Raw genomic sequence first — 24,847 nt, 5'->3', positions numbered from 1 at the left:
GACATTTCTTTTTTTATTTGTTGTATAATCAAAATGTAAATGAGATTCGTTTTCAATTTCGTTCATTACCTCTTTTGAAATTACCTGTAATTTTAGCCATAATTAGCTGTTTTTCTTTATCGTTATTTGCATGATTTATTTTATTTAAAAATTTTTCAGCATCATTTCCTTTTAATATTTTTATCTGTTTTCCGTAATATTCAATTAATGCCATGTTATTTTTTGTTATCCGATAATGAAACATCTTATCATCTAAACGATTGCGTTTATCGGTGTTTTTCATATTACATCTCCATTCTTTTTAGTATGTAACAAATGTTACAAAAGAATTTGAAATTATAGTGTAATGCATCCGATTGTATGTTGGAAATTTTGCAAGAAAGAAATACAATAGAGAGTAGTCAAAATTGAAAATGAGAAAAAGGAATCTAGTTTTAACAGAGTGAATATTAAATAATATTATAATATACTTGATAATTAAAAGATATAAAATAGAATGGATGTACGTTAAGTGAAACTAGATAAAAGAGGGTTCCTAGTATGTTAAAGAAATGGTTAATCGTTTTCTTTATTTTTGCAGTTTTTTGTGGAAGTATTGTTACACTAATACATGCAAATAAAGGAAAAAAATATGATGCAAAGGCATTTTCTAATGTAAATAGTAAGCAAAAAGATGTTAAGCAGGAAATTGATGCGAATGAGAAAAAGCGTTATGAAATTGCAGCTGGAAAACTAGATCAGTACTTAAAAGATAAAGGATTTAATGGGAGTGTTCTTGTAGCAAGTAAAGGTCATGTAATTTTACGAAAAGGCTACGGTTATGCGAATGTGAAAGATCAAGTATTAACAACGCCAAGAACGAAATATCGCATTGGTTCTATTACGAAAACAGTTGTTGCAATATCTATTATGCAACTAAAAGAAAAAGGGAAGTTGAACATTGAAGACAATGTAAATAAATATATCCCATCGTTTCCGGCAGATAAAAACATTACGTTACGAAACTTGTTAACACATACGTCTGGATTACCAGAACAGGGACAAGGTAGTGTTGACGCAGCATCACGGTTAAAATTAGTAACGTGGATTGGGGCACAAACGTTACAATTTCCAGCAGGGACAGGATGGAAATATACAGATTATAATTATATGGTGCTTGCATATATTGTAGAAAAAATATCGAATAAACCACTTGCTGAATATGTGAAAGAAAATATTTTGACTCCCGTTGAAATGAATGAATCTGGAATGGGCGCAACACTTCCAGAAGATATTTTCTTAGCAGAAGGGTATACGAAAAAAGATAATAAGTTAATAGCCACGCCGCGCTTAAAAATGAACTGGCTGTATGGTTGTGGTGAAATGTATACGACTGTTGAAGATATGAAAAAGTTAGATGAAGCTATTATGGATGGTAAACTACTTTCTAAACAAAGTGTATCAGATATGTTTTCTGCATCACCTGCAAGAAAATATGGATTTAGTTTCTATATTTACCCAGATTATTATCATAACCACGGTGTATTAGCTGGCTGGAACACTTTTAATAATTTTAACTGGGATAAACGAACGTTTGTTATATTATTTTCTAACGTCCAAAATGGTATGAATGACGCATTTAATCAAGAATTTAGGAAAATGGCGAATGATTTAATAGAAGGAAAATAATTATAAAAAATCGGTATGGATATGTAATTATCAATACCGATTTTTTTATTTTGTAAAGTTTTACTTACTGAATAAAGTGAAACTTTATTCAGTGGAGGGGCTTTGTTCATCCCCCACTGAGTAGAAGCCCTCATCAATCGGGCTTTTACGGGCAGCAGGGCCCCCACCTAACTTTTTTGCTTGCGCTGAATTTTGAGGTGAGGGTCTTACTGCCCACAAATAGCGGGATAAATAGGTAAGAAAGGTGATTGGCATATGAATAAATCTAAATAGGTAGTTAAATGCTAAGTAATGCAAAGAACAATTGGTAATTTTTACATTGATAAAAAAGCTTGAGCTTCACACTATGTGAAGCTTTATATTATTGGAGACAAGAACAGGAGGTTGAAAAAATGAAAAAAGCAATAAAGTTTTGTTTAATAGCTACATTATCTACAACAATTATTAGTGGATGCTCTTTTGAGGGTAACAATGAAAATGTTAAAGGGAAAGAAGGGGAAAAAGTAGAGGTACAGAAAAATGCTGGGAAATATACGATGCCAGATGAAAAAGATAAACATGAAGGTACATGGCTGCAATGGCCACATGAATACACATATGGTGAAGAGTATAAGAAGGAAGTTGAACCTATTTGGGTTAAGATGGCAAGTGCTTTAACTGAGGGTGAGAAAGTCCACATTGTTGCATATGACCAGGAAGAAAAAGAAAGAATCAATAACCTTTTAACAGATGAAGGGTTAAATATGGAGAAGATTGATTTCTTTATCGCGCCTACTGATGATGTATGGGCAAGGGACAGTGGACCAATTTTTGTTTATGACAGCAATAAAAATCTCAAAATATTAGATCCAGCATTTAATGGTTGGGGGAAGAAAACACCTTATAAAAATGATGCTCAAATACGTAAGAATGTTAGTAAACAATCAGGAATTGAAAGAGTTGATTGGGGGAAATTTGTCCTTGAAGGCGGCGCAATTGAATTAGACAGCAATGGGACTGCTTTATTAACTCGAAGTGCAGTAACGAATAAAAATAGAAATCCTGATTTATCAGAAAAGGAAATTGAAAAATATATAAGTGACCTTGGGGTATCAAACTTTATTTGGTTAGACGGAGTACCTAATTTAGATATTACGGACTTTCATATTGATGGATTTGCTAAATTCCATAATAAATCTACCATTGTAACGATGAAAGAAGATGACCTAGCCGAATGGGGTTTATCTAATAAAGATATGGATACATTGTTAGATGCAAAAAATGCTTCAGGACAGAAATATAAGTATGAATACTTGCCGCTTAGTAAAGAAAAGGTTGCTTTAGAAAATGGAAAAACTCTCGATTATAAGGGGTCGTATATCAATTATTATATCGGAAATACAGTTGTATTAGTGCCTAATTATAATGATCCGAATGATAAAATTGCAAACGATACGATTCAGAAGTTATACCCAGATCGTAAAGTAGTCGGTATTGATGTGAGAGAGTTGTATAAAAACGGCGGTATGATTCATTGTGTGACACAACAACAACCCATTGCATTGAAGTAATTGATTGTAATTTCGTTGTTCTGCTATATAGACAAAATAGGTGGAATCTTATTACCTATTTTGTCGTTCCTTATTATTTATAATAATAAAATTTTAATATAATGATAAAAGAATTATAGTGTATATTCACTTTTCGTTTTATATGGTAAAGGGGAAAAATGTTTGTGTTAAAAAATTTTAAAATAGTGTTTTCGTATTTCCCTATCGTTTTACAGTACATTTTAAATGTAGCTTTAATTTGCTTAGGGTTTATTCTAAGTGTGTTTCTTATGAAAGAAGTCATTCAGTTTATACAAGAACTGAAATTGGATGGTAATGAATCGAGTTATCATTTAATTGATAGTATCGTCGTATTCTTTCTGTACTTTGAATTCATCGTAATGATTATAAAGTATTTTCAAATGAATTTTCATTTTCCATTACGATATTTTATATATATAGGTATAACAGCTATTGTGCGTCTCATCATTATAGATCACGATAGTCCGTTAGATTTATTGTTATATGCCTGTGCAATCTTTGTATTAATTAGTGCATTGTTCATTGCGAATTCTAAAATGATGCGTCGGGATTTAGAATAGTGACATTTGTTGTTGAATTAAATAAGATATTTTATCTTTTTGCAAAAAAGGAGTAACGGTATTGAAAGAAATAATCTTAACCAGCCTCATAATGATAGGGTTTATGATTCTATTATTTAATTGTATACTTTCATGATTTAAAAGAATAAAAGGTTAATAGAGAAAGAGGTTTTTGTAAATATGATTCATTACAATAATCAAAATAGTTTACATTTATAAGTTTTGCATTTATAGGTATTGAAGCAATAGGGGTTGAAATTGAAGATCCCTTTGGTCAGGATCCAAATGATCTTCCGCTAGAAGGAATTTGTATAGGAGTAGAAGCGCATTTGGTGAATCTATATAATCAAAATGATCTATTAGAAGTAATGGGTTTGAATCTTGATAAAAAAATCATTTAATCATTTATTGTTGTTTTAAAATAGGTTATTTAAAAACTTGTCAAGAGTCAATTTAAGGCTTAACGTCAGCTTTATATTTTTTATATAAATATATAATATTCCTCCATGCTATAATCCATTCATGAAATGTACATGTTGCATGAGTTGGAATGAAAAAGACATGAATTGAGGATTAGTTGGCTTTGTGAAATCAATTATGTAACTACTATTAAAAAGCGAGGTAAATAATATGGAACAAAAACATAATGGAATTATTTTTACTGCAATACCAGACGAATCAAATGAATATTATCAACCATTTTATGAAGACTTGATTTACTTTAATGAATGTTTAAATGAAAAGAAATCAATTGCGGATCAACTTATATCTTTATCTGCTGAAGAACAAGACTTTCATACGAGCTGTTTTGAGTATGATGATATTTGGCTAAGAGATGTTGCACCGGTTGTCACAAATCATCTAGTTAAATTTAAATATCGACCAAATTATTTACCAGATGATCAAGGGCGATATTTAGATCAACAATTTAATAAATGGTTGAAAAAGAATGACTTTGAATATGAAAAATCCCCATTAATATTAGATGGCGGTAATCTTATTTGGAATAAAAAAGATACTGTAATATTAACAGAACGCATATTTGATGATAACGATGATTGGACAGAAGAGGAAATTATTGAGCAGTTAGAATGGGATTTAGATGTGAGCCGAGTTATTATTATTCCTGCTGAAGAAGGGGATGTACTAGCACACGCAGACGGAATGGTTAAATTTATTGATGAACATACAATGTTTATTAGTGATTTTTTAGGGGATCATGAATTTAGATATAGTGTTCAAGAGATTATTCAAGAACAAATGCCAGAAGCTGAATTTATAGTTGTTCCTTCATCATATACAGAGAAAGGACAATATGATCAAGAGATAGCATCAGCAAAAGGGTTGTATATAAATATGTTAGAATCATGTGATGCTCTTTATGTTCCTAAGTTTGGACTAGCTAAAGATGAGGAAGTTTTACGATATATTCAACAGTATACGGAGAAGCAAGTTATTCAAATTCATGTAGGAGAAATATCAACAATGGGAGGCGCAATGAATTGTTTAACGTGGTATTGTCCAAGCCATTTGTTACCTTCAAAAATGAGAAGATTAAAAAATCAGAATGAAGATTTTTCAATGAAGAAGATTTTTGATTGGTTTTAATAAATAAGTAATGAAAAGAAAATCTATTCAAGGAGTATTGATATGTATACCATCGCTGAGTTTTCTCGGATTTGTAAAATGAGTACGCGGATGTTAAGACATTATGACAAAGAGGAGATATTAAAACCGGCATATGTGAATCCGGTTAATGGGTATAGATATTATGAACAAGAGCAGCTGGAAGTAGCGTTGAAAATCAAAAAGTTAAGGGAGTATAAATTTCCTCTTCCAAAAATTAAAATTGTTTTGCAGTCATCAGATCAAGATTCGTTTGTTCAACATATACAATCACAAATTATCGAGTTGTCTCATGAAGTGAAGCAAAATTTACAGGTTATTTCAGAAATGAATGAAATGGTAAAGGTGAATAGTAGTCTAAATATTGCTCGTCATAGAAATTACGATATATTAATGGGAATGAGGAATGAAGTAACGATAATTACTCAAAGAGTAAAAATAGATATAGATGATATGGATGATTATTTTTATGACTTATATGAAGAGGTACAAAAAAATAATTTTCAAATAGTCGGTTCACCATCTGCAGTCTTTTATGATGAAGAATATATTCCAAGTAACAGTGATATTGAATTAAGAATCCCGGTTATGCAGGGGAATGATGAAGACGTAGCACAAGAGTATGAAATGAAACAACTAAGTCCACATCATATCGTTACTACTATGCATTATGGAAGTTACGACTATATAGGTTACGCTTATATAGCGTTAGAAGAATGGATTGAAAGAAATGGGTATGTGATAATTAATTCGCCATATGAGGTTTATATAAAGGGATCTGAATGTGATTGTTTAGCAGAAGAGTATGTGACACAAATTTGTTTTTTAGTTACGGAAATAGAATGAGAATAAGGATTGACATTAACATTATGTCAATCCTTATTCTATGTACGAAAGCAATTTATCATAATAAAAAGGCGAAATAAAGAGTCACCTTATAAAGTTGCTACAAGTAAATGAAGATATTCCTGTTGACCTTAACACGATGTCAAAGTATAGACTGGACATACATTCATATAAGGGGTGAACACGTATGAGAAATATAGAAAATAGTTTGTATTATATGCCTGCGGAATGGGAGAAACATGAAGGTACATGGCTCCAATGGCCACATGATAAAACACATAGGGGTGAAGGTTACAGAGCTAAGTTAGATGATATTTGGATATCGATGGCAAAGGAGCTTCACTATGGAGAAAATGTCCATATTGTTGTATGTGATGAAGAAGAAAAAATACATGTCCAATCGAAGTTAATGGAAGCTAACGTGAATATGAATAAAATTGATTTCTTAATTCAAGAAACTGATGATATTTGGATAAGAGATAACGGACCAATCTTTGTAAAAGATAAAGAAGGGAACCGCTATCTAACGCACTGGATATTTAATGGTTGGGGAGATAAATATCCGTACGAAAACGACGCTAATATTCCGAATAAAATAAGTGAAATGTATCGCATTCCAAAAGTTGAATCTAGTGTCTGTTTAGAGGGCGGGGGAATTGAGATAAACGGAAACGGGACCTTAATGGCGGCGGAAACGTCTATTATAAATGAAAATCGAAATCCTACACTAAGTCAGAAAGAAATTGAAATGGAGTTAACGAAATATTTAGGAGTAACGAATTTTATATGGATAACTGGTATACGCGGAGAGGATAATTATGATGAAGATACAGATTATCATATTGATGGCGCGGCACGGTTTGTAAATGAAAATACGATATTGTATGAATATGATCCTTTCGGTGAAGGAGAGTCATATCTTTTGGAGGCGTACGAAAAGCATTATCAAGAATTGCGACAAGCAAGAAATATAGATGGCAAGCCATTTCAGCTCATTCCAGTACCAGTAACAAGAAAATTGGCAAAAGAAGCAGATTGTAAAGGATCGTACTTAAATTTTTACATTGGTAATGAAGTTGTATTGGTACCTATATACGGTGATGAACATGATAAATTAGGGCTTCAAATCATTGAAGGTCAATTTCCAGGGAGAAGAATTGTCGGTATATATGTTAACGAATTGTATGCATACGGTGGTATGATTCATTGTGTGACGCAGCAGCATATAGAATAGAGTAATTCAAATAAAAAGCATGCAGAGCATATACTCTGCATGCTTTTTATAATGTTGAAAACTCCTCAACAAGTTGAGTGAATTGTTTCAATGCACTTTCAATCGGTTCTGGCGTAGTTAAATCAACACCAGCTTTTTTCAATAGGTTTAGTGGATAGTCAGAACTTCCACCTTTCAGGAATTCAATATAATTTTTCTGAGCATTCGGATCATCACTTAATAGTTTATCAGCGATTTGAATGGCAGATGCGAATCCAGTTGCATATTTGTATACGTAAAACGGGCGATAGAAATGAGGGATTCTAGCCCATCCGTATTTTACTTCTTCATCAAATACAAGTGAATCACCGTTATATTCTTTAAATAGCTTTTCATAAATTTCACTGAAGACTTGTGCATTTAATGGTTTACCTTGTTCAGCCATTTCATGTGTGATTTTTTCAAATTCTGCAAACATAATTTGTGTAAAGAAAGTACCTTTAAATTTCTCAATAAAATGGTTAATTAAATGGTTACGCACGTCCGTATCTTTTGCTTCTTTTAATAAATAGTGAATTAATAACACTTCATTTACTGTAGAAGCGACTTCTGCGACAAAGATAGAATAATGTGCAGAAATTCTTGGTTGGTATCCATGTGAATAGTGCGTATGCATACCGTGACCGCATTCATGAGTAAGAGTGAACAGGCTGTTTAAATCATCGTGATGATTTAAAAGAATGAAAGGATGAACGCCGTATACACCAAAGTTATAAGCACCAGAACGTTTTCCTGGTGTTTCTCTTACGTCTATATATCTTTTATCTTTAAAACTTTTTAATGTCTCAATATATTCTTCTCCTAAAGGAGCTAGTGATGCAATCATAATGTCAAATGCTTCACTATATGGGATGTCTTGTTTTGCACCTTCTACTAAATCGACGCCTAAGTCGTATTGTCTTAGTTCATCTACGTTTAATTTTTCTTTTCGAATTTCATTGTATGTATGTAATGTTTGAATGTTTTTTTTCGTTGTATCAATTAGGTTTTCGTATACTTCTTTCGGAACCATATCGCCAAATAATGATTTCTCTAGCGCTGATGGATAGTTTCTTAATTTCGAAACAGTAACATTATTTTTAATAGCAGCGGATAAAGTAGATGCGATGGAATTCTTTAACTGAACATATGGTTTGTAATATGCTTTATAAGCTTCTTTACGCTTTTCACGATTCGTATCTTCTATTAACTTTGCATACATTCCGCGTGTTAAGTTCACTTTTTCTCCATCGTCAGTCGTCACTTCACCAAATAATATATCTGCATTATTTAACATACCAAATGTGTGCTGTGGAGAAGAAAGAGCTTCACCCATTTGTGATAAAATTGCTTCTTGGTCCTTATTCAATACGTGTTTTTTATAACGATATAATTCAAATAAGTCTTCTTTATAATATTGTAAGCCTTCTGTATCTTCTATATAAGAATGTAATGTGTTTTCGTCTATGCTAAGTAAGAAGGGGGAAAAGAAAGATTTCGCTGCACTTACTTTCACGTGTAATTGTGATACTTTATCGACAAGAGATTGCGCGTCAGTATCGCGTGTATCAAGGTCAGATTGTAATCGTGCATAAGCGAACATTAAAGATATTATGCTAGAAATTTCTTCACTCTTCGTTAAATAAGCTAATAAACTATTGCCATTGTGAATATTGCCATTAAACTCGTGTAATTCCTTCGTTAATACTTCAATTTTATGAAAATCACTTTCCCAATCTTCAATTGTATGGTAAATGTCTGTTAAATCCCATTTTTCTATATCAGCTACTTGTAATCGATCTTTAAGTTCTGTCATAATCATTTCCTTTCTAAACATGTAGTTATATTTCTATATAACTATGAAATACAACAAATTGCAAAAAATCCCTGCTGAAAATTGAAAAGCCTTGCTAAAATAACAAGGCTTACATACTTATAGTGTAATTCCGAATTTTGAATGTAAAAGGTTTGTATATTGCATGTCTGTAACGGTTTCTTTCGTTTTTTTACCATTTTTCGCTACTGTAAGGCTATCTTTCGTTAAAGAGGCATGCCCATCTTCAGTTAGTTTTACAATAAGAGGTACTTTATTAAAGGGTGATCCTTCATGTTCAACGATAATTTTTTGTGCTATATTTGCTTTTTCTTCATCCACTTCTTCTATATAAAATGCATAGCCTAACGTCCAATCATCAGCAGAAGATTGATCCAAGAACTCATTGTTTTTCCGCATCTCTAAAATGTAGTTTCCCTTTTCGGTCATTTCTTTACGAATACGATAATCTCCTGTAACAGAGTGAATGACTTCACCTGAGAAAGGGACAGGGGCAAGAGGTAAGTATGATCCGAATCCTACTTCAATTAAATAAAGTTCATTATGATGTGTTAAAACGGTTGCGATATGGCCAGAATCAACAGCCCATATGGAGTTTGCAGCGTTATAAACTGTTCCTGGAACGAGATGAACATCGAATCCAGAATCTTTCAGGAAGTAATACATAGTAGGATTGAGTTCATAACAAAGACCGCCACGGTTATTTACTAAAATTTTCTCTTTCAAATTTTCTTTTGATATTTCTTTAAAATTCTTTTCGAGAATATTTAAGTTTTCAAAAGGAACAGTTTGTGCCATTGCGTACATAATGTTAGATAAATCTTCAAATGAAACTGTGTCTTTTTCTTCTATATGTAATCGTGCGAAAAATTGTTTTTGAAAGTCTGTCATCGAAATCCCTCCGTTATGCTTTTATAGGTAAATTGTAAACAATCTTGAATAGGATGTGAAATGAAAACTACGTTGAATATTTGAAATTAGATTAAAAATAATATGGGAGAGTGAGAGATTGCTACTTTACTAACGGTGGGACGAATATTATAATAATTCTGATAAACTATGCAAACGCTTTCTTGGAAGGGGATGGTGTACAGATGTTTAAAAGAATAACAATAGTCGGATTGTCAGTTGTTATGTTTTTACCTAGTATATATGAGGGGAGTAAGGCATATGCAGACACAGTTAACAATGGAACGTTAATGCAGTATTTTGAGTGGTATTCTCCGAATGATGGGGATCATTGGAATCGTTTGCGTACTGATGCTGAAAATTTAGCGGAAAAAGGAATTACATCTGTTTGGATACCACCTGCATATAAAGGAACTATGCAAAATGACGTAGGATATGGAGCATATGATTTATATGATCTGGGGGAATTCAATCAAAAGGGCACAGTGCGGACGAAATATGGGACGAAAGCACAATTGAAATCTGCAATTGACGCTTTACATAAGAAAAACATCGATGTATACGGTGATGTAGTTATGAATCATAAAGGTGGGGCTGATTATACAGAAACTGTCACAGCAGTTGAGGTAGACCCGAGCAATCGAAATAATGAAGTATCAGGTGATTATGAAATTAGTGCGTGGACGGGATTTAACTTTCCAGGGCGTGGAGATTCTTATTCTAATTTCAAATGGAAATGGTATCATTTTGACGGAACGGATTGGGATGAAGGAAGGAAATTAAACCGAATTTATAAATTTAGGGGCATAGGTAAAGCATGGGACTGGGAAGTGTCTAGCGAGAATGGGAATTATGATTATTTGATGTATGCGGATCTTGATTTTGATCATCCAGATGTTGCGAATGAAATGAAAAAATGGGGAACGTGGTATGCGAATGAATTAAATTTAGATGGTTTTCGTTTAGATGCTGTTAAACATATTGATCATGAATATTTGCGCGATTGGGTAAATCACGTTAGACAGCAAACAGGGAAAGAAATGTTTACAGTAGCTGAATATTGGCAAAATGATATCCAGACTTTAAATAATTATTTAGCGAAGGTTAATTATAATCAATCTGTGTTCGATGCACCACTTCATTATAATTTTCACTATGCTTCAACAGGAAATGGGAATTATGATATGAGAAATATTTTAAAAGGAACGGTAGTTGCGAATCATCCTACACTTGCGGTTACTCTAGTTGAAAATCATGATTCACAGCCTGGTCAGTCATTGGAATCTGTAGTGAGCCCTTGGTTCAAACCGTTGGCATATGCATTTATTTTAACGCGTGCAGAGGGGTATCCTTCTGTTTTCTATGGTGATTACTATGGTACAAAAGGAAATAGTAACTATGAAATTCCAGCGTTAAAGGACAAAATTGATCCGATTTTGACGGCACGAAAAAACTTTGCATATGGTACGCAGCGGGATTATTTTGATCATCCAGATGTGATTGGCTGGACAAGAGAAGGTGATAGTGTACATGCTAATTCTGGTTTAGCAACATTAATCTCTGATGGACCAGGAGGGGCGAAGTGGATGGATGTTGGAAAGAATAACGCAGGGGAAGTATGGTACGATATTACGGGTAATCAAACAAATACTGTAACAATTAATAAGGACGGATGGGGGCAATTCCAAGTAAGTGGAGGATCAGTTTCCATATATGTTCAGCAGTAATTTGGTGATGAAAAAGAAGAGGTAGACTGAAATATAAGTTTTCCTCTTCCTTTTTACATTCTGTATAGTTATAAAAGTATGACACCTTTACTTCTCACGTAACATATAGTATGATGATTTCAATAAATTAGATTTCAATGACTATAATATAACTTAATGAGAGGTGCTTTTTGTGAGTGCGGTAGGTATTAAATAGGAAAAATTTAATGAAATAAATCGGATAAGACCAGGGGATTTTTATGTACATCATACCCCTAATTTTGTCATGCATTTATTTCAAAACCTATGAAGATACCTACAATACTTTATAAAGCGTGTAATAAGGGACTGCCATCTATTTTTTATGGCTTATTTCCTCATATGTTATTACACATGCCTTGTAAATGTAAAAGCTGCGGTATCCCCGCAGCTTTTTTGTATATGTTTTTATTGTATAATTATGGAATTTTATATATGACTCATTGGAATCTAATGAGTAGGTATCTTCATTTATGATAAAAATCAATCATAGTGAGGAGAAACAAAATGAATACGATGACTTTTGAAAAGTTACAATATAACGAATTAAAGGATATAGTGAAATCTTATTGTGTAAGTGGATTAGGTAAGGAATTATTAAACAAATTAGAGCCGAGTACGAGTATAAAAGTAGTGAGAAATCGGTTGAATGAAACGACAGAAGCACGAGCTATATTAGATGCAGAAGGGCATGTTCCTTTCTTCGGCATTTCTAATATTGCTAGTACAATTCAAAAATTAGAAAAAGGTATGATTTTAGATCCAGAAGAATTAGTGAGTGTTTCAGACTTTTTACGTGGATGTAGAAAGATTAAAAAGTTTATGTTAGATAAAGAATTTTTTGCACCAGTATTAGCTTCTTATGCAAATTCAATGACTGAATATAAAAGTATTGAAGAGGAAATTAACTTTTCAATTAAAGGAAATAGTATTGATGCAGCTGCAAGTAAAGAGTTAAAACGAATTCGAAATAATATCGATTCTGTAGATGGGAAAATAAAAGAACGTTTAACGAAGTTTTTAAATAGTAGTGCAAATAAGAAATTCATTCAGGAATTCTTTATTAGTAAAAAGGATGACCGTTATACGATTCCAATTAAATCTTCCTATAAAAACCAAGTTGCCGGAAGTATTATTGAAGCCTCGGCAAAAGGTTCTACTGTATTTATAGAACCGCATACGGTTACGAAATTGAATGCAGAACTAGCAGGTTTGAAAGCAGAAGAAGCGGTTGAAGAATATCAAATTTTAGCGACTTTATCAGGGATGGTATTAGAAAATATTTATAGTATAAAGATTAACATGGAGCTAATTAGTCAGTATGATATGGTATTTGCGAAAGCGAAGTTTAGTAAATCGATTGATGGAATAGAACCGAAGTTAAATGATCATGGCTACATTCATTTAGTGAATTGTAAGCATCCGCTTTTAACAGGGCAAGTTGTACCCTTAAATTTTAAAATTGGTCAAGAGTATCGTAGTTTAATTATTACAGGGCCGAATGCGGGCGGAAAGACAATTGTGTTAAAAACAATTGGATTGTTAACATTAGCTACAATGTCAGGTCTTCATATTGCAGGAGATAAAGGGACAAAAATCGCTATTTTTGAAAATGTATTTGTAGATATTGGTGATAATCAAAGTATCGAAAACGCACTAAGTACATTTTCATCTCATATGAAAAATCTTTCTGAGATTATGAGGATGTCAAATAATAATACGTTACTTTTATTTGATGAAATAGGGAGCGGTACAGAACCGAATGAAGGTGCAGCACTTGCAATATCCATTTTAGAAGAGTTGTACCTTGCAGGATGTATTACCGTTGCGAGTACGCATTACGGAGAAATTAAACGATTCTCAGAAATGCACGATGACTTTATGAATGCAGCGATGCAATTTAATAGTGAAACGTTAGATCCGCTTTATAAATTAGTTATCGGAAAATCAGGAGAAAGTAATGCACTTTGGATTGCGAATAAAATGAGCGTAAAAGAACATGTGCTGAAAAGAGCGAAAGAGTATATGGGAAATAAAGAGTACGCTTTAGAAAAAGTGAATGAAAGTAAAATTAGAAAACCGAAATTTGTACAAGAAAAAAGAGAATCTCATTATGAGTACAAAATCGGAGATCGTGTTAATTTATTGGATCATGATGATTTTGGTATCATCTATAAGGAAAAAGATAATTTTTATAACGTTGTTGTATATTATAACGGTGAATTCGTTGAAGTAAATGTGAAACGTATTACTTTAGAAGTAGCAGCGAAGGAGTTATATCCAGAAGGATACGATTTAAATACACTATTTGTTGATTATAAAGAAAGAAAAATGCAACACGATATTGAGCGCGGATCGAAAAAAGCACTTCGTAAAATTCAAAAAGAAATAAGAAAGAATAGAGGATAAGTTAAAATGGTAACGATTAGACAAGAACAAAAAAATGATTATAGAAAAACAGAAGAAGTCGTAAAAGAAGCATTTTTAAAGGAAGAATTTAGTGATAAAACAGAACATGAACTTGTAAAACGTATTAGAGAATGTGACGCGTTTGTTCCGGAGTTATCAATTGTTGCGGTAGATGAAGATATAGTTGGTCACATTATGTTATCGAAAATTACAATAGAACAATGTGGAACTTCTGTAGAATCGTTAGCACTTGCACCAGTTTCAGTTGCTAGGGGCCATCAGAAGAAAGGAATTGGTGGAAAACTGATTACGGCTGCTTTAGAAAAAGCGAAAGAACTTGGATACGGATCAGTTGTAGTATTAGGACATCCAGAGTACTACCCGAAATTTGGTTTTAAGAAAGCAAGTGAGTGGAATGTAAAAGCACCGTTTGAAGTGCCTGAAGAGGTATTTATGATAAAGGAATTAACAGAAAATGCTCTTCTAGGTGTAGAAGGAATTGTACAATATTCGAGTGCTTTTGCTGAGTAGGAGTAACGGTTAAGAAATGTAATCATAAAAGATGCTATCTTTTTGTATGGATATACAGAAAGATAGCTTTTTTTATTAAGCGGATCTACTGACGTATATTTTGCTCAATGAATAATTGAGGTGGTAAAATTGATATAGAAACGTAAAGGGAGAGAATGAAATGAATAAGCGAGAAACAGATAGCAATGAGAATGCAGTTACGTTATATGTTACAAGACACGGTAAAACAATATTAAATACGAATCATCGCGCGCAAGGTTGGGCTGATTCTCCATTAGTAGAAAAAGGTGTTGAAGTTGCCACAAATTTAGGAACAGGATTAAAAGATATTCATTTTATGAATGCGTATAGTAGTGATAGCGGCCGCGCAATTGAAACTGCTAATTTAGTATTAAAATATAGTGAGCAATCAAAATTAAAACTTGAGCAAAGAAAAGATTTGCGAGAATTAAATTTCGGTATTTTTGAAGGTGAAAAACTTGAGAATATGTGGGATGTGGTTGGAAAAGCTGCAGGCGTTGCATCACCAGAAGAACTTATGAAGTTTTCTATTCAAGAAGTGATTAATCTTATTAGAGTAGCAGATCCTACAAAACAGGCGGAAGATTGGGACTTATTTTCTACTCGTATAAAAACAGAGATAGATAAAATTAGTGAAGAAGCTGCTGGAAATGGTGGCGGTAACGTTTTAGTTGTCGTTCATGGGCTTTTGATTACTACCTTAATAGAAATGTTAGACAGTAGCAAAACAAAACTTGGAGTGGAAAATGCTAGTGTGACGAAAATTGTATATCAAGATGGAACATACACAGTCGAGTCTGTTGGAGATATGAGTTACGTTGCAAAAGGGAAAGAAAGTGTTGAAATATAATTAAATCTCCAATAGATATAAGAAAAGGAAGGTAGAGAAATCTAGCTTCCTTTTCTTATTTTTAATATATCATTTATTAATACGAATCGGAATATTCTGTTAAAAATTAACTATTGAAATTATTGTAATGGTATAATTAGAGAGTAGGAACAATAAATTAGTTTGCAGTGTATTGGAGTTGGAGGGACATTAGTCTAGCCTTACATTTCATCTCGGAATCTAAAGTAAGTATACGAGAAATAAAACAAAGTAAGGAATATGTGAATATGGATGGTACATAGTATGTGATTTATGTTCAGTTCTAAGGAGAAAAAATATTAACAATTATATGGAGAAGTGATTATGTTGATTAAATTCGTTCATTTGTTATTTGGAAAACCGTGTGAAAAAGGTGATTCGTTCCAAACTAAGTTTCCACGTTTTATTTATTGGAGTGCAGTTGTATTTTATTTTTTTGGAATGCTATTATTTGGGATTCTTTCTTTTATTGATACTGTATTTATTGGATCGTTGATATCAGGAGGTTTGTTCTTTCCTTTAATATTTAGATTCATTTATTATATAAACTTAAAAATGAGGGGCCTAGAAAGAGAAGCGTAGAGAAAAAATATAAATAACAGGGTTATTGAAAAGAAGCGAGATTGATGTTAAGAGATAATAAAGTTGTTTAATTTACAATAAAGTCCTTTGAAAATAATAAAGTTGTTTAATTCTTATTGAATTAACGGTGCAGGATAGTTGAATAAGGATGATGATATACTTAAGGGGAATTTACTTTATTTTATAATTTATGAGGTGGAAAATGGACTCTTTAGAATTAAACAAATCTAAATATATTGTCTCTAATATCAAAGAAATTTTGCATAAAAAGCTTATTCTTGATAAACCGTTAACTAAAGATGAGGTAAAAAAATTAAAACTAGTTAATCCCCCTGTATACGAAAAAGAGAAGTATCTCATTCAAAAACGGTGGTTTTATAGTATTAATATCGGAGAATGGGAAGATGTGGAGATTATTATTCAGGGGAATAATGAAAATCCCGATATGGAGATTATCGAAATGGCAGAAAAAACATTCGATGAACTCCATCTACATATAAGCTGTGCATTAAAATATTTACAGAAATTCTTCCCTAATCAAGAAATGAAGAACTACTATCTATCCACAATATTTTTTGGAAAGATGGTTAATTTTGACGATTATATATTTTCTGGGTTTAGTTTAGCTTTTATTTATGATGGTCACTTTGAGTTTCAGTATAAAGTAAAATTTAAAAACGATGGAGGGCCTATTGGTTTTGAAGGTGGGCCACTTTAATAATAATAGATAATTTTTTCTTATTGAACTAACGGGTGCTTTAGTTGAACAAGATTTAAACAACTTTATTATTAATTTTTGTCTACAAGCACATTTAAATGGTTAGAAATTAAACAACTTTAAAGAGCTTTACCACAATATGATTTGTAGCCAGGCTCTTATATTTTTAGATCAGAATTAAATAACTTTATTATCACTTTACAATTGAACATAAATAACGTTAAAAAAGGAAGCAAAGAAATACATTCTAGCTTCCTTTTTTTATTGGAACAATTATGGAATTAATAAAATCTTCCCAGTACTTTTTCTGCTCTCTAATAATTCATGGGCAAGAGCACCATCTTGTAAGGCGAATGTGGTAGGGTTCTCAATATTTAATTTTCCAGTAGCGATCCAATTAAATAATTGAGTAGATCGCTTTTTACGTTCTTCATACGTAGTAAGCACGTTCCAAAGGTCTCCGCCAGTTAAAGTTTTTGAAGTATCCATAAGCATACGCGGATCAACGGGAGCAGGATTACCGCCGGCCATTCCGTAAAATACGACAGTACCACCAGTTTTAGTAGCATTAAAACTTTCCTCTAATGTAGAACCTACTGATTCATATACAATATTTACTCCAGTTCCATTAGTCATTTCAAGTACCTTCGTATGCCATGATTCCGTATATAAAAATACGTGATCGGCACCAGCTAATGTAGCAATCTTTGCTTTCTCTTTTGATGACGTTAAACCAATTACTTTTCCGCCATATAGTTTAATCATTTGAACGAGAAGTTGACCAACGCCACCAGCCGCAGCATGGACTAAAGCTGTATCACCTTGTTTTATTTGATAGCTATCTTTCGTTAAATAATGTGCCGTTAGACCTTGCAATAAGACAGAAGCGGCTGTTTCAAAAGAAATAGAATCTGGAAGCTTAATTGCTCTCTCTGATGGAACGGCAACTAATTCTGCATTTGCAAATGGGACGTCCGCAAATGCAATACGGTCTCCTAGGTTGATAGTAGTAACGGCAGCTCCTACTTTTTCAACAATTCCAGCTCCTTCATAACCTAATACATAAGGCGGATTGCCAGCAAGATGATAATCGCCGCGGCGTCTATAAATATCAGCGAAGTTCAAGCCGATTGCTTTCGTGCGGACGAGAATTTCATTTGGACTTATGATTGGATCGTGTATTTCTTTATAGTGTAGAACATTAGCGTCTCCGAATGTTTCGAAACAAAGTGCTTTCATATGGAATACCTCCATTTTATTGTTTGTCGATGCTCTTTATCATACAATATAAATATCAATAGACAAAGAGGATTATTTCGATGAAATCAATCGGAAATACCGATTGAAAAAGAGGGATGATAAATGGAGATAAAACAATTAATTACATTTAAAGTAGCAGCAGATACTTTGAACTTTACACAAACTGCGAAGAAATTAAACTTTGCTCAATCGAGCGTTACAGCACAAATTAAAACGTTAGAGGCTGAGCTCGGTACACCACTATTTGAGAGATTAGGGAAACGTCTTTTCTTAACTGAAGCAGGAAGAAAGTTTCAACTATATGCGGACAAGATAATCGCACTTAGTAACGAAGCGAAGACGGCTGTGAAAGATGATGAGGAAATAGCAGGTACGTTAATAATTGGTGCACAAGAAAGTCAATGTACATACAGACTGCCTTCTATATTAAAGAGGTTTAAAATACAATTCCCAAAAATAAAACTTATATTTAAACCAGCACATTCCAATAAAGATGCGAAGGAACAATTGATGGAGGGGAAAGTAGATCTTGCATTTATTTTGGACGAATGTAAAACAGAAGATGTTTTGCATGTGGAACCACTTATGAAAGAAGAATTAAAAGTAGTAGCTGCTCCAGGGCATCGTTTACTTGAACAGACTACTGTTTCTATAAAAGATTTAGAGAGTGAAACACTTTTACTAACAGAATTAGGCTGCTCGTATCGGACTTTATTTGAAGAGCTATTTCGCGGGGAAGATGTATATCCAGCAAATAAAATTGAGTTTGTTAGTGTTGAAGCAATTAAACAATGTGTTATTGCAGATTTAGGCATAGCCGTTTTACCAGCAATAGTAGTAGAAAAAGATATACGAGAGGGGACGATAAAAGAGTTACATTTAGAAAATACAATCTCTCCGATTTATACGCAAATCGCTTGGCATAAAGACAAATGGATGACAGTGCCACTGCGACAATTTATTGATGTAACGAGGGAGTTTTTTGTAACGGATTAAGTGGAGAAATATTTATTTTATATAAAAGAAAAAATGGCAATTTTGTATAAAGAACCGATGCTTGAATATAACAAGTATCGGTTCTTTTATGTTTTAAATATAGAATGCTATAAAATGTGTATTTCTCAACTTTTTTTCTTACAAGGATAAGTAAAATTCTTCGTATATTCCAATAATCATAAGGGAATTTACAACGTTTATTCGTTTCTGTAAGATGCCTCTAGGAAGCGTGAAAGGAGGACTTACATAGCAGTATAGCTTGTCTTTAGTATACGTACTTATTGTGAGGAGGAATTTAAAATGTTTAAAAAGTTAATGAAAGTATGCGTGTTAAGTGTGGCAAGTATAGGTGTATTATTTAGTTTTCAAGAAAGTACATTTGCAGCTACTGATTTAAGTAGTTATTATGACGGGAAAAATCCAGCAACAACGAAAGTATACGGGGGAAGTACGACGTGTGATGCAGATGGATTTAATGCAAAGTCTACAGCAGTTTATGAAGGTAGTAAAAAAGTAGGAACAGTGTATTTACGTTACAGTAATAAATGTCATGCAGCATGGTCTAAGCTTGTTTTAGATCAACCAGCTCCTTCTGTTTCTGGAGGGGTATATGCTTACGCTGTTATTAATAAATATAAAAATGGTGTATTCCAAAAATCAGTAGACTCTAATAGTGGCAATGGAGCAATAAAAACAGGACAAACGAGTACGTATACAGGAATGGTGTTTGATTTAACTGCTGATTTTGGTTATACAGCTGATGCCGAAGCGGTGACGATTAATAACGGCTACGGGAAAACTGGACGTTATTAATAAAGGAGTGGAATTCTATGAAGCTTTTTAAAAAGGTAAGCGCATGTCTTTGTCTGGCATTGCTCATCGTAACTAGTGTGTTTAGTACGACCAACAATGATAAAGCATACGCAGAAGACCATTCATATGATGGGAAAAGTCCTTATTATAATAGCTGTGATCAATCCGCAGTAACGAAAGAAAAGAAGTGGATTGATTCAAATTCTTATGTAGAATTAAAATTTAGCACGACATGTAAGACAGCATGGGCAAAAGTTACTGTAACTCGCCTGGCAATTTATAATAATGAAGCTGATGCAAGGATTGTTAGAAAAACAGATGGAAAGGCATACACTTGCGGAAGTGCTGGAGGAAATGGTGTTGTAAATAAAGGGCAAACATCATGCTATACGCCAATGGTATATGATTTAGATCCAAGAAAGGCACAAGCACAAGGGAAACATGCCATTCCGAATAGTGATGCATATAATTATGCGGAGACTATTTGGTATTGATACGATTATACATGTTTTAAGAGCTGTTATTTGATATAAAAAAAGAAAGAGCCTTACTGCATTTTATTGTGGTAAGGTTCTTTAAAATTGTTTAATAGATTAAGTACATCCATTTACAAAGGTCTGTCTATATAATCGCTTTTAAGTATGGCCATAATAATTTCATCTGAGTATGTATCGTTATAAAATAAAGATTGACGTAAGGTTCCTTCTTTTACAAAACCAACTTTTTCATAAGCTTTAATTCCGCGTAAATTATGGCTAAATACTTCTAACTGTAAACGATTTAATGATAGTTGTTCAAAAGTAAAACTTAAAACTATTTTACTAGCTTCAGTTCCATAGCCTTGTCCTGTTAATGCTATTGAAATCATTGATATTCTGAATCCTGCTCTTTTGTTCTCCTCATCGATATCTAAAATCGACAACTCTCCAATCATCTCGTCAGTACTTTGTAAACAAATAGCGAAATCATAGCGACTTGAATCATTATTTATATGATCTATATGTTTCGTAATTTGCTCCAATGAAAAAGTGGACTTAGTTCCAGTCATATATCTTATTTCATCATCCATTGTACTTTCTAATATAATAGGAGCATCTAGCTGACAAAGAGGCCTTAAATAAATTCTTTCGCTCTCTAATCTCATTATAATTTTCTCCTTTAGTTAGTAATTGAATGTATAAATACTTAAACTTTCTTCAATGAGTTACATAAAAAATATGAATCTTAATTCGATGTTACATGAATTTTATAATGGTATGGTATACCTAAAACAAATAATAAAAGTTTTATACACAACAAAATGTATCAACGAGTTTTTTGATCATACTATTATTCTTGCTGCTCATTCCGCTTTTAAATGAACACGAATGTATTAACTAAGGTCTGTATAAGGAGGAGTATATCCAAGGTGACGAGCCATAGATACAATTTGTCCTTTATGGTGAAATTCATGCGTCTCCGTATGAGTTAAAAGCCATAGCGGAGTTGTGCTCCAAGGTTCTTTTTGCCATTTCACTTCATTTGCTATATTTTCGAGCCAACGGTCATTGTATTCATCTAAAAAACGTTGTACAGTCTCATCTACTAACTTAAATCTAGCGCGAACTTTTTCCACATCTGCATGCTCAATTTCGTAATCGCTAGCAAATGAAAAATCTGCTCTTTTTTGCTTGAATGCGAATGATCCAAGCCAGTATCGATAGCAATCGGCTACATGAATATGAGTCTTTATAATGCTACCGCTTCCGAAATTAGAAACTGTGCTATGTAATTTTTCTACTGGGATTTCTTCCAAAAACGAAAATAGAGTTTCTCTTGTAGCACTAATAAGATTATATTGTTGTTTTAAAATATGTAACATGCAAGTACACTCCTCTTTTATTAACATAGTAAGTAATTCTATATTTACGAGGAGTGAACCTTTTTATTATTTTTAATAAGCATATTAGATGTATTTCTTATTTGTTTCTGATAGATTAAACAAGGTGAAACTTTAATAAGTTGAACATTCTTAGTTCATAATAAATTGTACATCAAGAAGGGGAACGATAAAATGAATAGACTAGTGGGTTTAAAACAATTTGAAATAACGCGCGGGGCGTTACTTAAATTTATGGAAACGTTAGATGATAAAACTGTGGATACGCAGCCAGAGGGTTTTAACAATACAATTCGTTGGCATATTGGACACGTGTTAACAGCAGCAGAGACTTTCATGTTCGGAAGAGAATTTAAACAATTGCCAACTGAATATCCAGGTATGTTTGGATATGGATCAAGACCATCTAAATGGACGACAGAAGGACCATCGTTAGAAGTGTTAACGGCTCAATTAAAAGAACAAGCAAAACGTATTAACGAAATTCCAGCAGAAGCATTTGAAAATAAACTGCCAGAGCCATTCCTAGGATTGGAAACAGTAGGGGAGCTTTACGGTATGATGCTTTATCATGAAGCTGATCATATTGGGCAAATGAAGGCGATGGAACGTATTATTAAAGCTCTTTAGTCTTAATTGCATATAACAAGCAATACAGTTGTAATGTTAAATAATATATACAAAAAAGGTAGATAAATTATTATCTACCTTTTTTGTATAACTTCTTGAAGGATTAGAGAATTTTATAATTTTTTATGTGGTGATTATTAATTATAGTATTCCTAAATATGGAATATACGTATAATGATAGAGAAGAACTAGAAATAGGGGTGAATACTATGATTACATTAGAGAAAAAGTTGGAGCAATATAAACATACATATGTACAGTTAAAGGGAGAACTAAAATGGAAAACGAGTGATTCTCGAACAGGAATGATGATTGCTGCTATGTATGCAGGTAGTGATAAATTGTTTGATCTCGGACGTTTTTTAGAAATTAGTAGTTATATTAAGAATCAGGTAGGGATGTTTTCATACTTAAAGTCTTATCATCGTTTTGTAGTGGCCGCAACATTAGATATTCACTTTACAGATTACAAGAAAGCTTTTCGGACGTTTTTAGATTTATATGAACAATTGGTCACTGGTGGCTTTAGCCGGAGTATATTTACTTATCTCGCAGCAGCTGTGCTTTTGACAGAAGAAGATGAACAGCATGGCGCGCACATTCAGCGTTCGATGCAAGTATATAAACGCATGAAAAAGGATCATCTCTTTCTTACAAGTACAAATGATTATCCGCTCGCAGTTTTATTAGCAGGACAATCAGAGCATGTAGAAACACTTATGGACCGAGTGGAACGTCTTTATCAGAAACTAGCGACAGCTGGTTTGCGTAAAGGGAATGATCTTCAATTCTTGAGTCATATTCTTTCATTAAAGAAGGAGGTCAGGGAAGAACTATTAGTTGCAAAATGCACAAATATATGGAATTTGTTAAAGCAAGAAAAGGTAAAAGTAAAACAGATGCATTACCCAGCTATTGGGCTACTAGCGTTACTCGAGGACGGAGAAAAAGAGATTCATTCTATTCGAGCATTTATTGAAAAATTGCAGGGGGATAAATTGTTCCGTTGGCATACAGATACAAATATTCTTATTGCTATTCAACTGTTCGTAAGTCAGAAAGGTGAGGAAAGTAAAGCTACCAACACAGGTTTACAAACAATGATAGAAGTCCTCATACAAGCACAACAGGCAGCCATGATGGCAACGATTGCTGCTTCATCTGCAGCAACATCTTCTGCTAGTAGTGGTTCATAATGTGCAACTGCTTATGCTCTTGTAAATTATAACTCCTTTGATAAGGTCGGTTTAAAAAATATTACTAAAAAAAGCCCATCACTCTCTAATGAGTGATGGGCTAATTGATTTTACATAATCAGCATTATCTTTTTGATTCCTTCAAATGTTTGAGCTGCGTGACAATCATAATGCTAATAACAACTAATAAAAACCATGAGCTAATTTTGCTTAAGTGAACGAGGTTCCATGCTTCCCGTTGATTTGGATATTGCCATGCACCGAAAAATGTTGCGATGTTCTCTGCAATCCAAATGAAAAATCCGATAAGGAAAAAGGAGAGAACGAGTGGTATTTTATATGTAACGCCTCGTAATGAAAATTCCACAAATGTCTGAAAGAAAACGATGAATAGAAGTAAAGTTAAGAACCATCTAAAATCGTATAGAAAATGATGCGTAAAAAAATTGAAGTAAATCATTGCTCCTAATGGCACGGTAAAAATAGCTTTCGGCCAATAATGCATTTGTAAATGCAACCTTCTCCACGCTTGACATATGTAACTTGCGACACTTGCGTACATAAAGCCGCTGTAAAGCGGAACTCCAAAAATCTTTGAATACGCCTCTTCAGGATAACTCCATGAACCGAAATGAACTTTATATATTTCTAGTAAAAGGCCGATGAGGTGAAAGACAGTAATTACTTTTAATTCGTCTTTCGTCTCAAGTCCAGTCTTGTACATAATCCACTGCATAAGAAGACATGCGATGAGTATGAAATCATAGCGATATAACCCTGGAATAGAAACGATTTTTGAAAGGGCTAGTGTTAAGAAAATAACGACTGGGAATAAGCAAGATAATGCTTGCTCGTAAGTGAAGTGTAGTAGTTGTTTTATATAGAACATTGTGTCACCTTTGGGATTTTTATTAGAAAAATTAAAATAATTAA

General features: G+C 33.1%; 24 protein-coding genes and 1 pseudogene. 18 read left to right on the top strand and 7 right to left on the bottom strand.

Annotated features, from left to right (window positions below; genetic code table 11):
* Positions 1 to 52 precede the first annotated feature (52 nt).
* Complete coding sequence (locus ACTFRU_RS05630) at positions 53 to 283, bottom strand: hypothetical protein (protein ID WP_440037534.1); 231 nt, start codon at positions 281 to 283, stop codon at positions 53 to 55.
* Positions 284 to 540: 257 nt separating this feature from the next.
* Between ACTFRU_RS05630 and ACTFRU_RS05625 the strand changes: the two genes are divergently transcribed.
* From ACTFRU_RS05625 to ACTFRU_RS05595, 7 genes and pseudogenes are all read left to right on the top strand, one after another.
* Positions 541 to 1,668 (top strand): serine hydrolase domain-containing protein, encoded by a 1,128-nt coding sequence (locus tag ACTFRU_RS05625; RefSeq protein WP_000915192.1) that lies wholly within the window; start codon positions 541 to 543, stop codon positions 1,666 to 1,668.
* Positions 1,669 to 2,060: 392 nt separating this feature from the next.
* Positions 2,061 to 3,218 carry an agmatine deiminase family protein gene (locus tag ACTFRU_RS05620; RefSeq protein ID WP_000709181.1) on the top strand — a complete coding sequence of 386 codons (1,158 nt, stop codon included), beginning with the start codon at positions 2,061 to 2,063 and terminating at the stop codon, positions 3,216 to 3,218.
* A gap of 164 nt (positions 3,219 to 3,382) precedes the next feature.
* Complete coding sequence (gene psiE / locus ACTFRU_RS05615) at positions 3,383 to 3,799, top strand: phosphate-starvation-inducible protein PsiE (RefSeq protein WP_000916566.1); 417 nt, start codon at positions 3,383 to 3,385, stop codon at positions 3,797 to 3,799.
* A 209-nt stretch (positions 3,800 to 4,008) separates the two neighbouring features.
* Positions 4,009 to 4,200 (top strand): annotated as a pseudogene (locus tag ACTFRU_RS05610) (bestrophin family ion channel); the annotation flags it as partial.
* A 229-nt stretch (positions 4,201 to 4,429) separates the two neighbouring features.
* On the top strand, positions 4,430 to 5,407 hold the full coding sequence (locus tag ACTFRU_RS05605; RefSeq protein ID WP_025708888.1) for an agmatine deiminase family protein: 978 nt from the start codon (positions 4,430 to 4,432) through the stop codon (positions 5,405 to 5,407).
* Between the two features lie 42 nt (positions 5,408 to 5,449).
* Positions 5,450 to 6,271, top strand: a complete 822-nt coding sequence (locus ACTFRU_RS05600) for a MerR family transcriptional regulator (protein WP_025708886.1) — start codon at positions 5,450 to 5,452, stop codon at positions 6,269 to 6,271.
* Between the two features lie 187 nt (positions 6,272 to 6,458).
* Positions 6,459 to 7,505 (top strand): agmatine deiminase family protein, encoded by a 1,047-nt coding sequence (locus ACTFRU_RS05595; protein ID WP_025708884.1) that lies wholly within the window; start codon positions 6,459 to 6,461, stop codon positions 7,503 to 7,505.
* Between the two features lie 46 nt (positions 7,506 to 7,551).
* Here the strand turns inward: ACTFRU_RS05595 and pepF are convergent, their stop codons facing one another.
* Both pepF and ACTFRU_RS05585 read right to left on the bottom strand, forming a co-directional pair.
* Complete coding sequence (pepF, locus tag ACTFRU_RS05590; RefSeq protein ID WP_006925387.1) at positions 7,552 to 9,339, bottom strand: oligoendopeptidase F; 1,788 nt, start codon at positions 9,337 to 9,339, stop codon at positions 7,552 to 7,554.
* Positions 9,340 to 9,456: 117 nt separating this feature from the next.
* Entirely contained in the window at positions 9,457 to 10,248 is a 792-nt protein-coding gene (locus tag ACTFRU_RS05585) for an arylamine N-acetyltransferase family protein (RefSeq protein WP_044307092.1), read from the bottom strand.
* Positions 10,249 to 10,451: 203 nt separating this feature from the next.
* Between ACTFRU_RS05585 and amyS the strand changes: the two genes are divergently transcribed.
* The 6 genes from amyS to ACTFRU_RS05555 all read left to right on the top strand — a co-directional run bounded on the left by amyS (position 10,452) and on the right by ACTFRU_RS05555 (position 17,140).
* Positions 10,452 to 11,993, top strand: a complete 1,542-nt coding sequence (amyS, locus tag ACTFRU_RS05580; protein WP_440037533.1) for an alpha-amylase — start codon at positions 10,452 to 10,454, stop codon at positions 11,991 to 11,993.
* A 525-nt stretch (positions 11,994 to 12,518) separates the two neighbouring features.
* The gene (locus ACTFRU_RS05575) at positions 12,519 to 14,420 is read left to right on the top strand and encodes an endonuclease MutS2 (protein WP_025708875.1); all 1,902 of its coding nucleotides are present in this window, start codon (positions 12,519 to 12,521) and stop codon (positions 14,418 to 14,420) included.
* Positions 14,421 to 14,426: 6 nt separating this feature from the next.
* The gene (locus tag ACTFRU_RS05570; protein ID WP_006925380.1) at positions 14,427 to 14,951 is read left to right on the top strand and encodes a GNAT family N-acetyltransferase; all 525 of its coding nucleotides are present in this window, start codon (positions 14,427 to 14,429) and stop codon (positions 14,949 to 14,951) included.
* A 160-nt stretch (positions 14,952 to 15,111) separates the two neighbouring features.
* Positions 15,112 to 15,822 (top strand): histidine phosphatase family protein, encoded by a 711-nt coding sequence (locus ACTFRU_RS05565; protein WP_025708871.1) that lies wholly within the window; start codon positions 15,112 to 15,114, stop codon positions 15,820 to 15,822.
* Between the two features lie 342 nt (positions 15,823 to 16,164).
* Positions 16,165 to 16,422, top strand: coding sequence for a hypothetical protein (locus tag ACTFRU_RS05560; protein ID WP_000905655.1), 258 nt, complete (start codon positions 16,165 to 16,167; stop codon positions 16,420 to 16,422).
* A gap of 202 nt (positions 16,423 to 16,624) precedes the next feature.
* Positions 16,625 to 17,140, top strand: coding sequence for a hypothetical protein (locus ACTFRU_RS05555; protein WP_025708869.1), 516 nt, complete (start codon positions 16,625 to 16,627; stop codon positions 17,138 to 17,140).
* Positions 17,141 to 17,413: 273 nt separating this feature from the next.
* On the opposite strand, the gene ACTFRU_RS05550 is transcribed toward ACTFRU_RS05555, so the two are convergent.
* Positions 17,414 to 18,379, bottom strand: a complete 966-nt coding sequence (locus ACTFRU_RS05550; RefSeq protein ID WP_025708867.1) for a quinone oxidoreductase family protein — start codon at positions 18,377 to 18,379, stop codon at positions 17,414 to 17,416.
* Between the two features lie 123 nt (positions 18,380 to 18,502).
* Between ACTFRU_RS05550 and ACTFRU_RS05545 the strand changes: the two genes are divergently transcribed.
* The 3 genes from ACTFRU_RS05545 (at position 18,503) to ACTFRU_RS05535 (ending at position 20,703) form a co-directional block, all read left to right on the top strand.
* Positions 18,503 to 19,396 (top strand): LysR family transcriptional regulator, encoded by an 894-nt coding sequence (locus ACTFRU_RS05545; RefSeq protein ID WP_025708865.1) that lies wholly within the window; start codon positions 18,503 to 18,505, stop codon positions 19,394 to 19,396.
* 300 nt (positions 19,397 to 19,696) lie between these two features.
* Positions 19,697 to 20,209, top strand: coding sequence for a DUF2690 domain-containing protein (locus ACTFRU_RS05540; RefSeq protein WP_025708863.1), 513 nt, complete (start codon positions 19,697 to 19,699; stop codon positions 20,207 to 20,209).
* A 17-nt stretch (positions 20,210 to 20,226) separates the two neighbouring features.
* Positions 20,227 to 20,703 carry a DUF2690 domain-containing protein gene (locus tag ACTFRU_RS05535; protein ID WP_016123103.1) on the top strand — a complete coding sequence of 159 codons (477 nt, stop codon included), beginning with the start codon at positions 20,227 to 20,229 and terminating at the stop codon, positions 20,701 to 20,703.
* A 113-nt stretch (positions 20,704 to 20,816) separates the two neighbouring features.
* On the opposite strand, the gene ACTFRU_RS05530 is transcribed toward ACTFRU_RS05535, so the two are convergent.
* Complete coding sequence (locus ACTFRU_RS05530; protein WP_025708860.1) at positions 20,817 to 21,353, bottom strand: GNAT family N-acetyltransferase; 537 nt, start codon at positions 21,351 to 21,353, stop codon at positions 20,817 to 20,819.
* A gap of 228 nt (positions 21,354 to 21,581) precedes the next feature.
* A complete protein-coding gene (locus ACTFRU_RS05525) occupies positions 21,582 to 22,070 on the bottom strand; it encodes a DinB family protein (protein ID WP_440037532.1) in 489 nt (162 codons plus the stop codon).
* 192 nt (positions 22,071 to 22,262) lie between these two features.
* Here ACTFRU_RS05525 and ACTFRU_RS05520 point away from each other — a divergent pair, with 192 nt between their 5' ends.
* The gene (locus ACTFRU_RS05520) at positions 22,263 to 22,718 is read left to right on the top strand and encodes a DinB family protein (RefSeq protein ID WP_001081123.1); all 456 of its coding nucleotides are present in this window, start codon (positions 22,263 to 22,265) and stop codon (positions 22,716 to 22,718) included.
* Positions 22,719 to 22,876: 158 nt separating this feature from the next.
* The gene (locus ACTFRU_RS05515) at positions 22,877 to 23,914 is read left to right on the top strand and encodes a DUF4003 domain-containing protein (RefSeq protein WP_069604011.1); all 1,038 of its coding nucleotides are present in this window, start codon (positions 22,877 to 22,879) and stop codon (positions 23,912 to 23,914) included.
* Between the two features lie 124 nt (positions 23,915 to 24,038).
* Here the strand turns inward: ACTFRU_RS05515 and ACTFRU_RS05510 are convergent, their stop codons facing one another.
* Positions 24,039 to 24,803 (bottom strand): DUF817 domain-containing protein, encoded by a 765-nt coding sequence (locus ACTFRU_RS05510; protein ID WP_000499387.1) that lies wholly within the window; start codon positions 24,801 to 24,803, stop codon positions 24,039 to 24,041.
* Positions 24,804 to 24,847: the final 44 nt, after the last annotated feature.

This window comes from Bacillus cereus group sp. MYBK220-1, from assembly GCF_051916445.1.
Classification (GTDB): domain Bacteria; phylum Bacillota; class Bacilli; order Bacillales; family Bacillaceae_G; genus Bacillus_A; species Bacillus_A cereus.
This window is presented reverse-complemented; position numbering and strand designations above follow the sequence as displayed.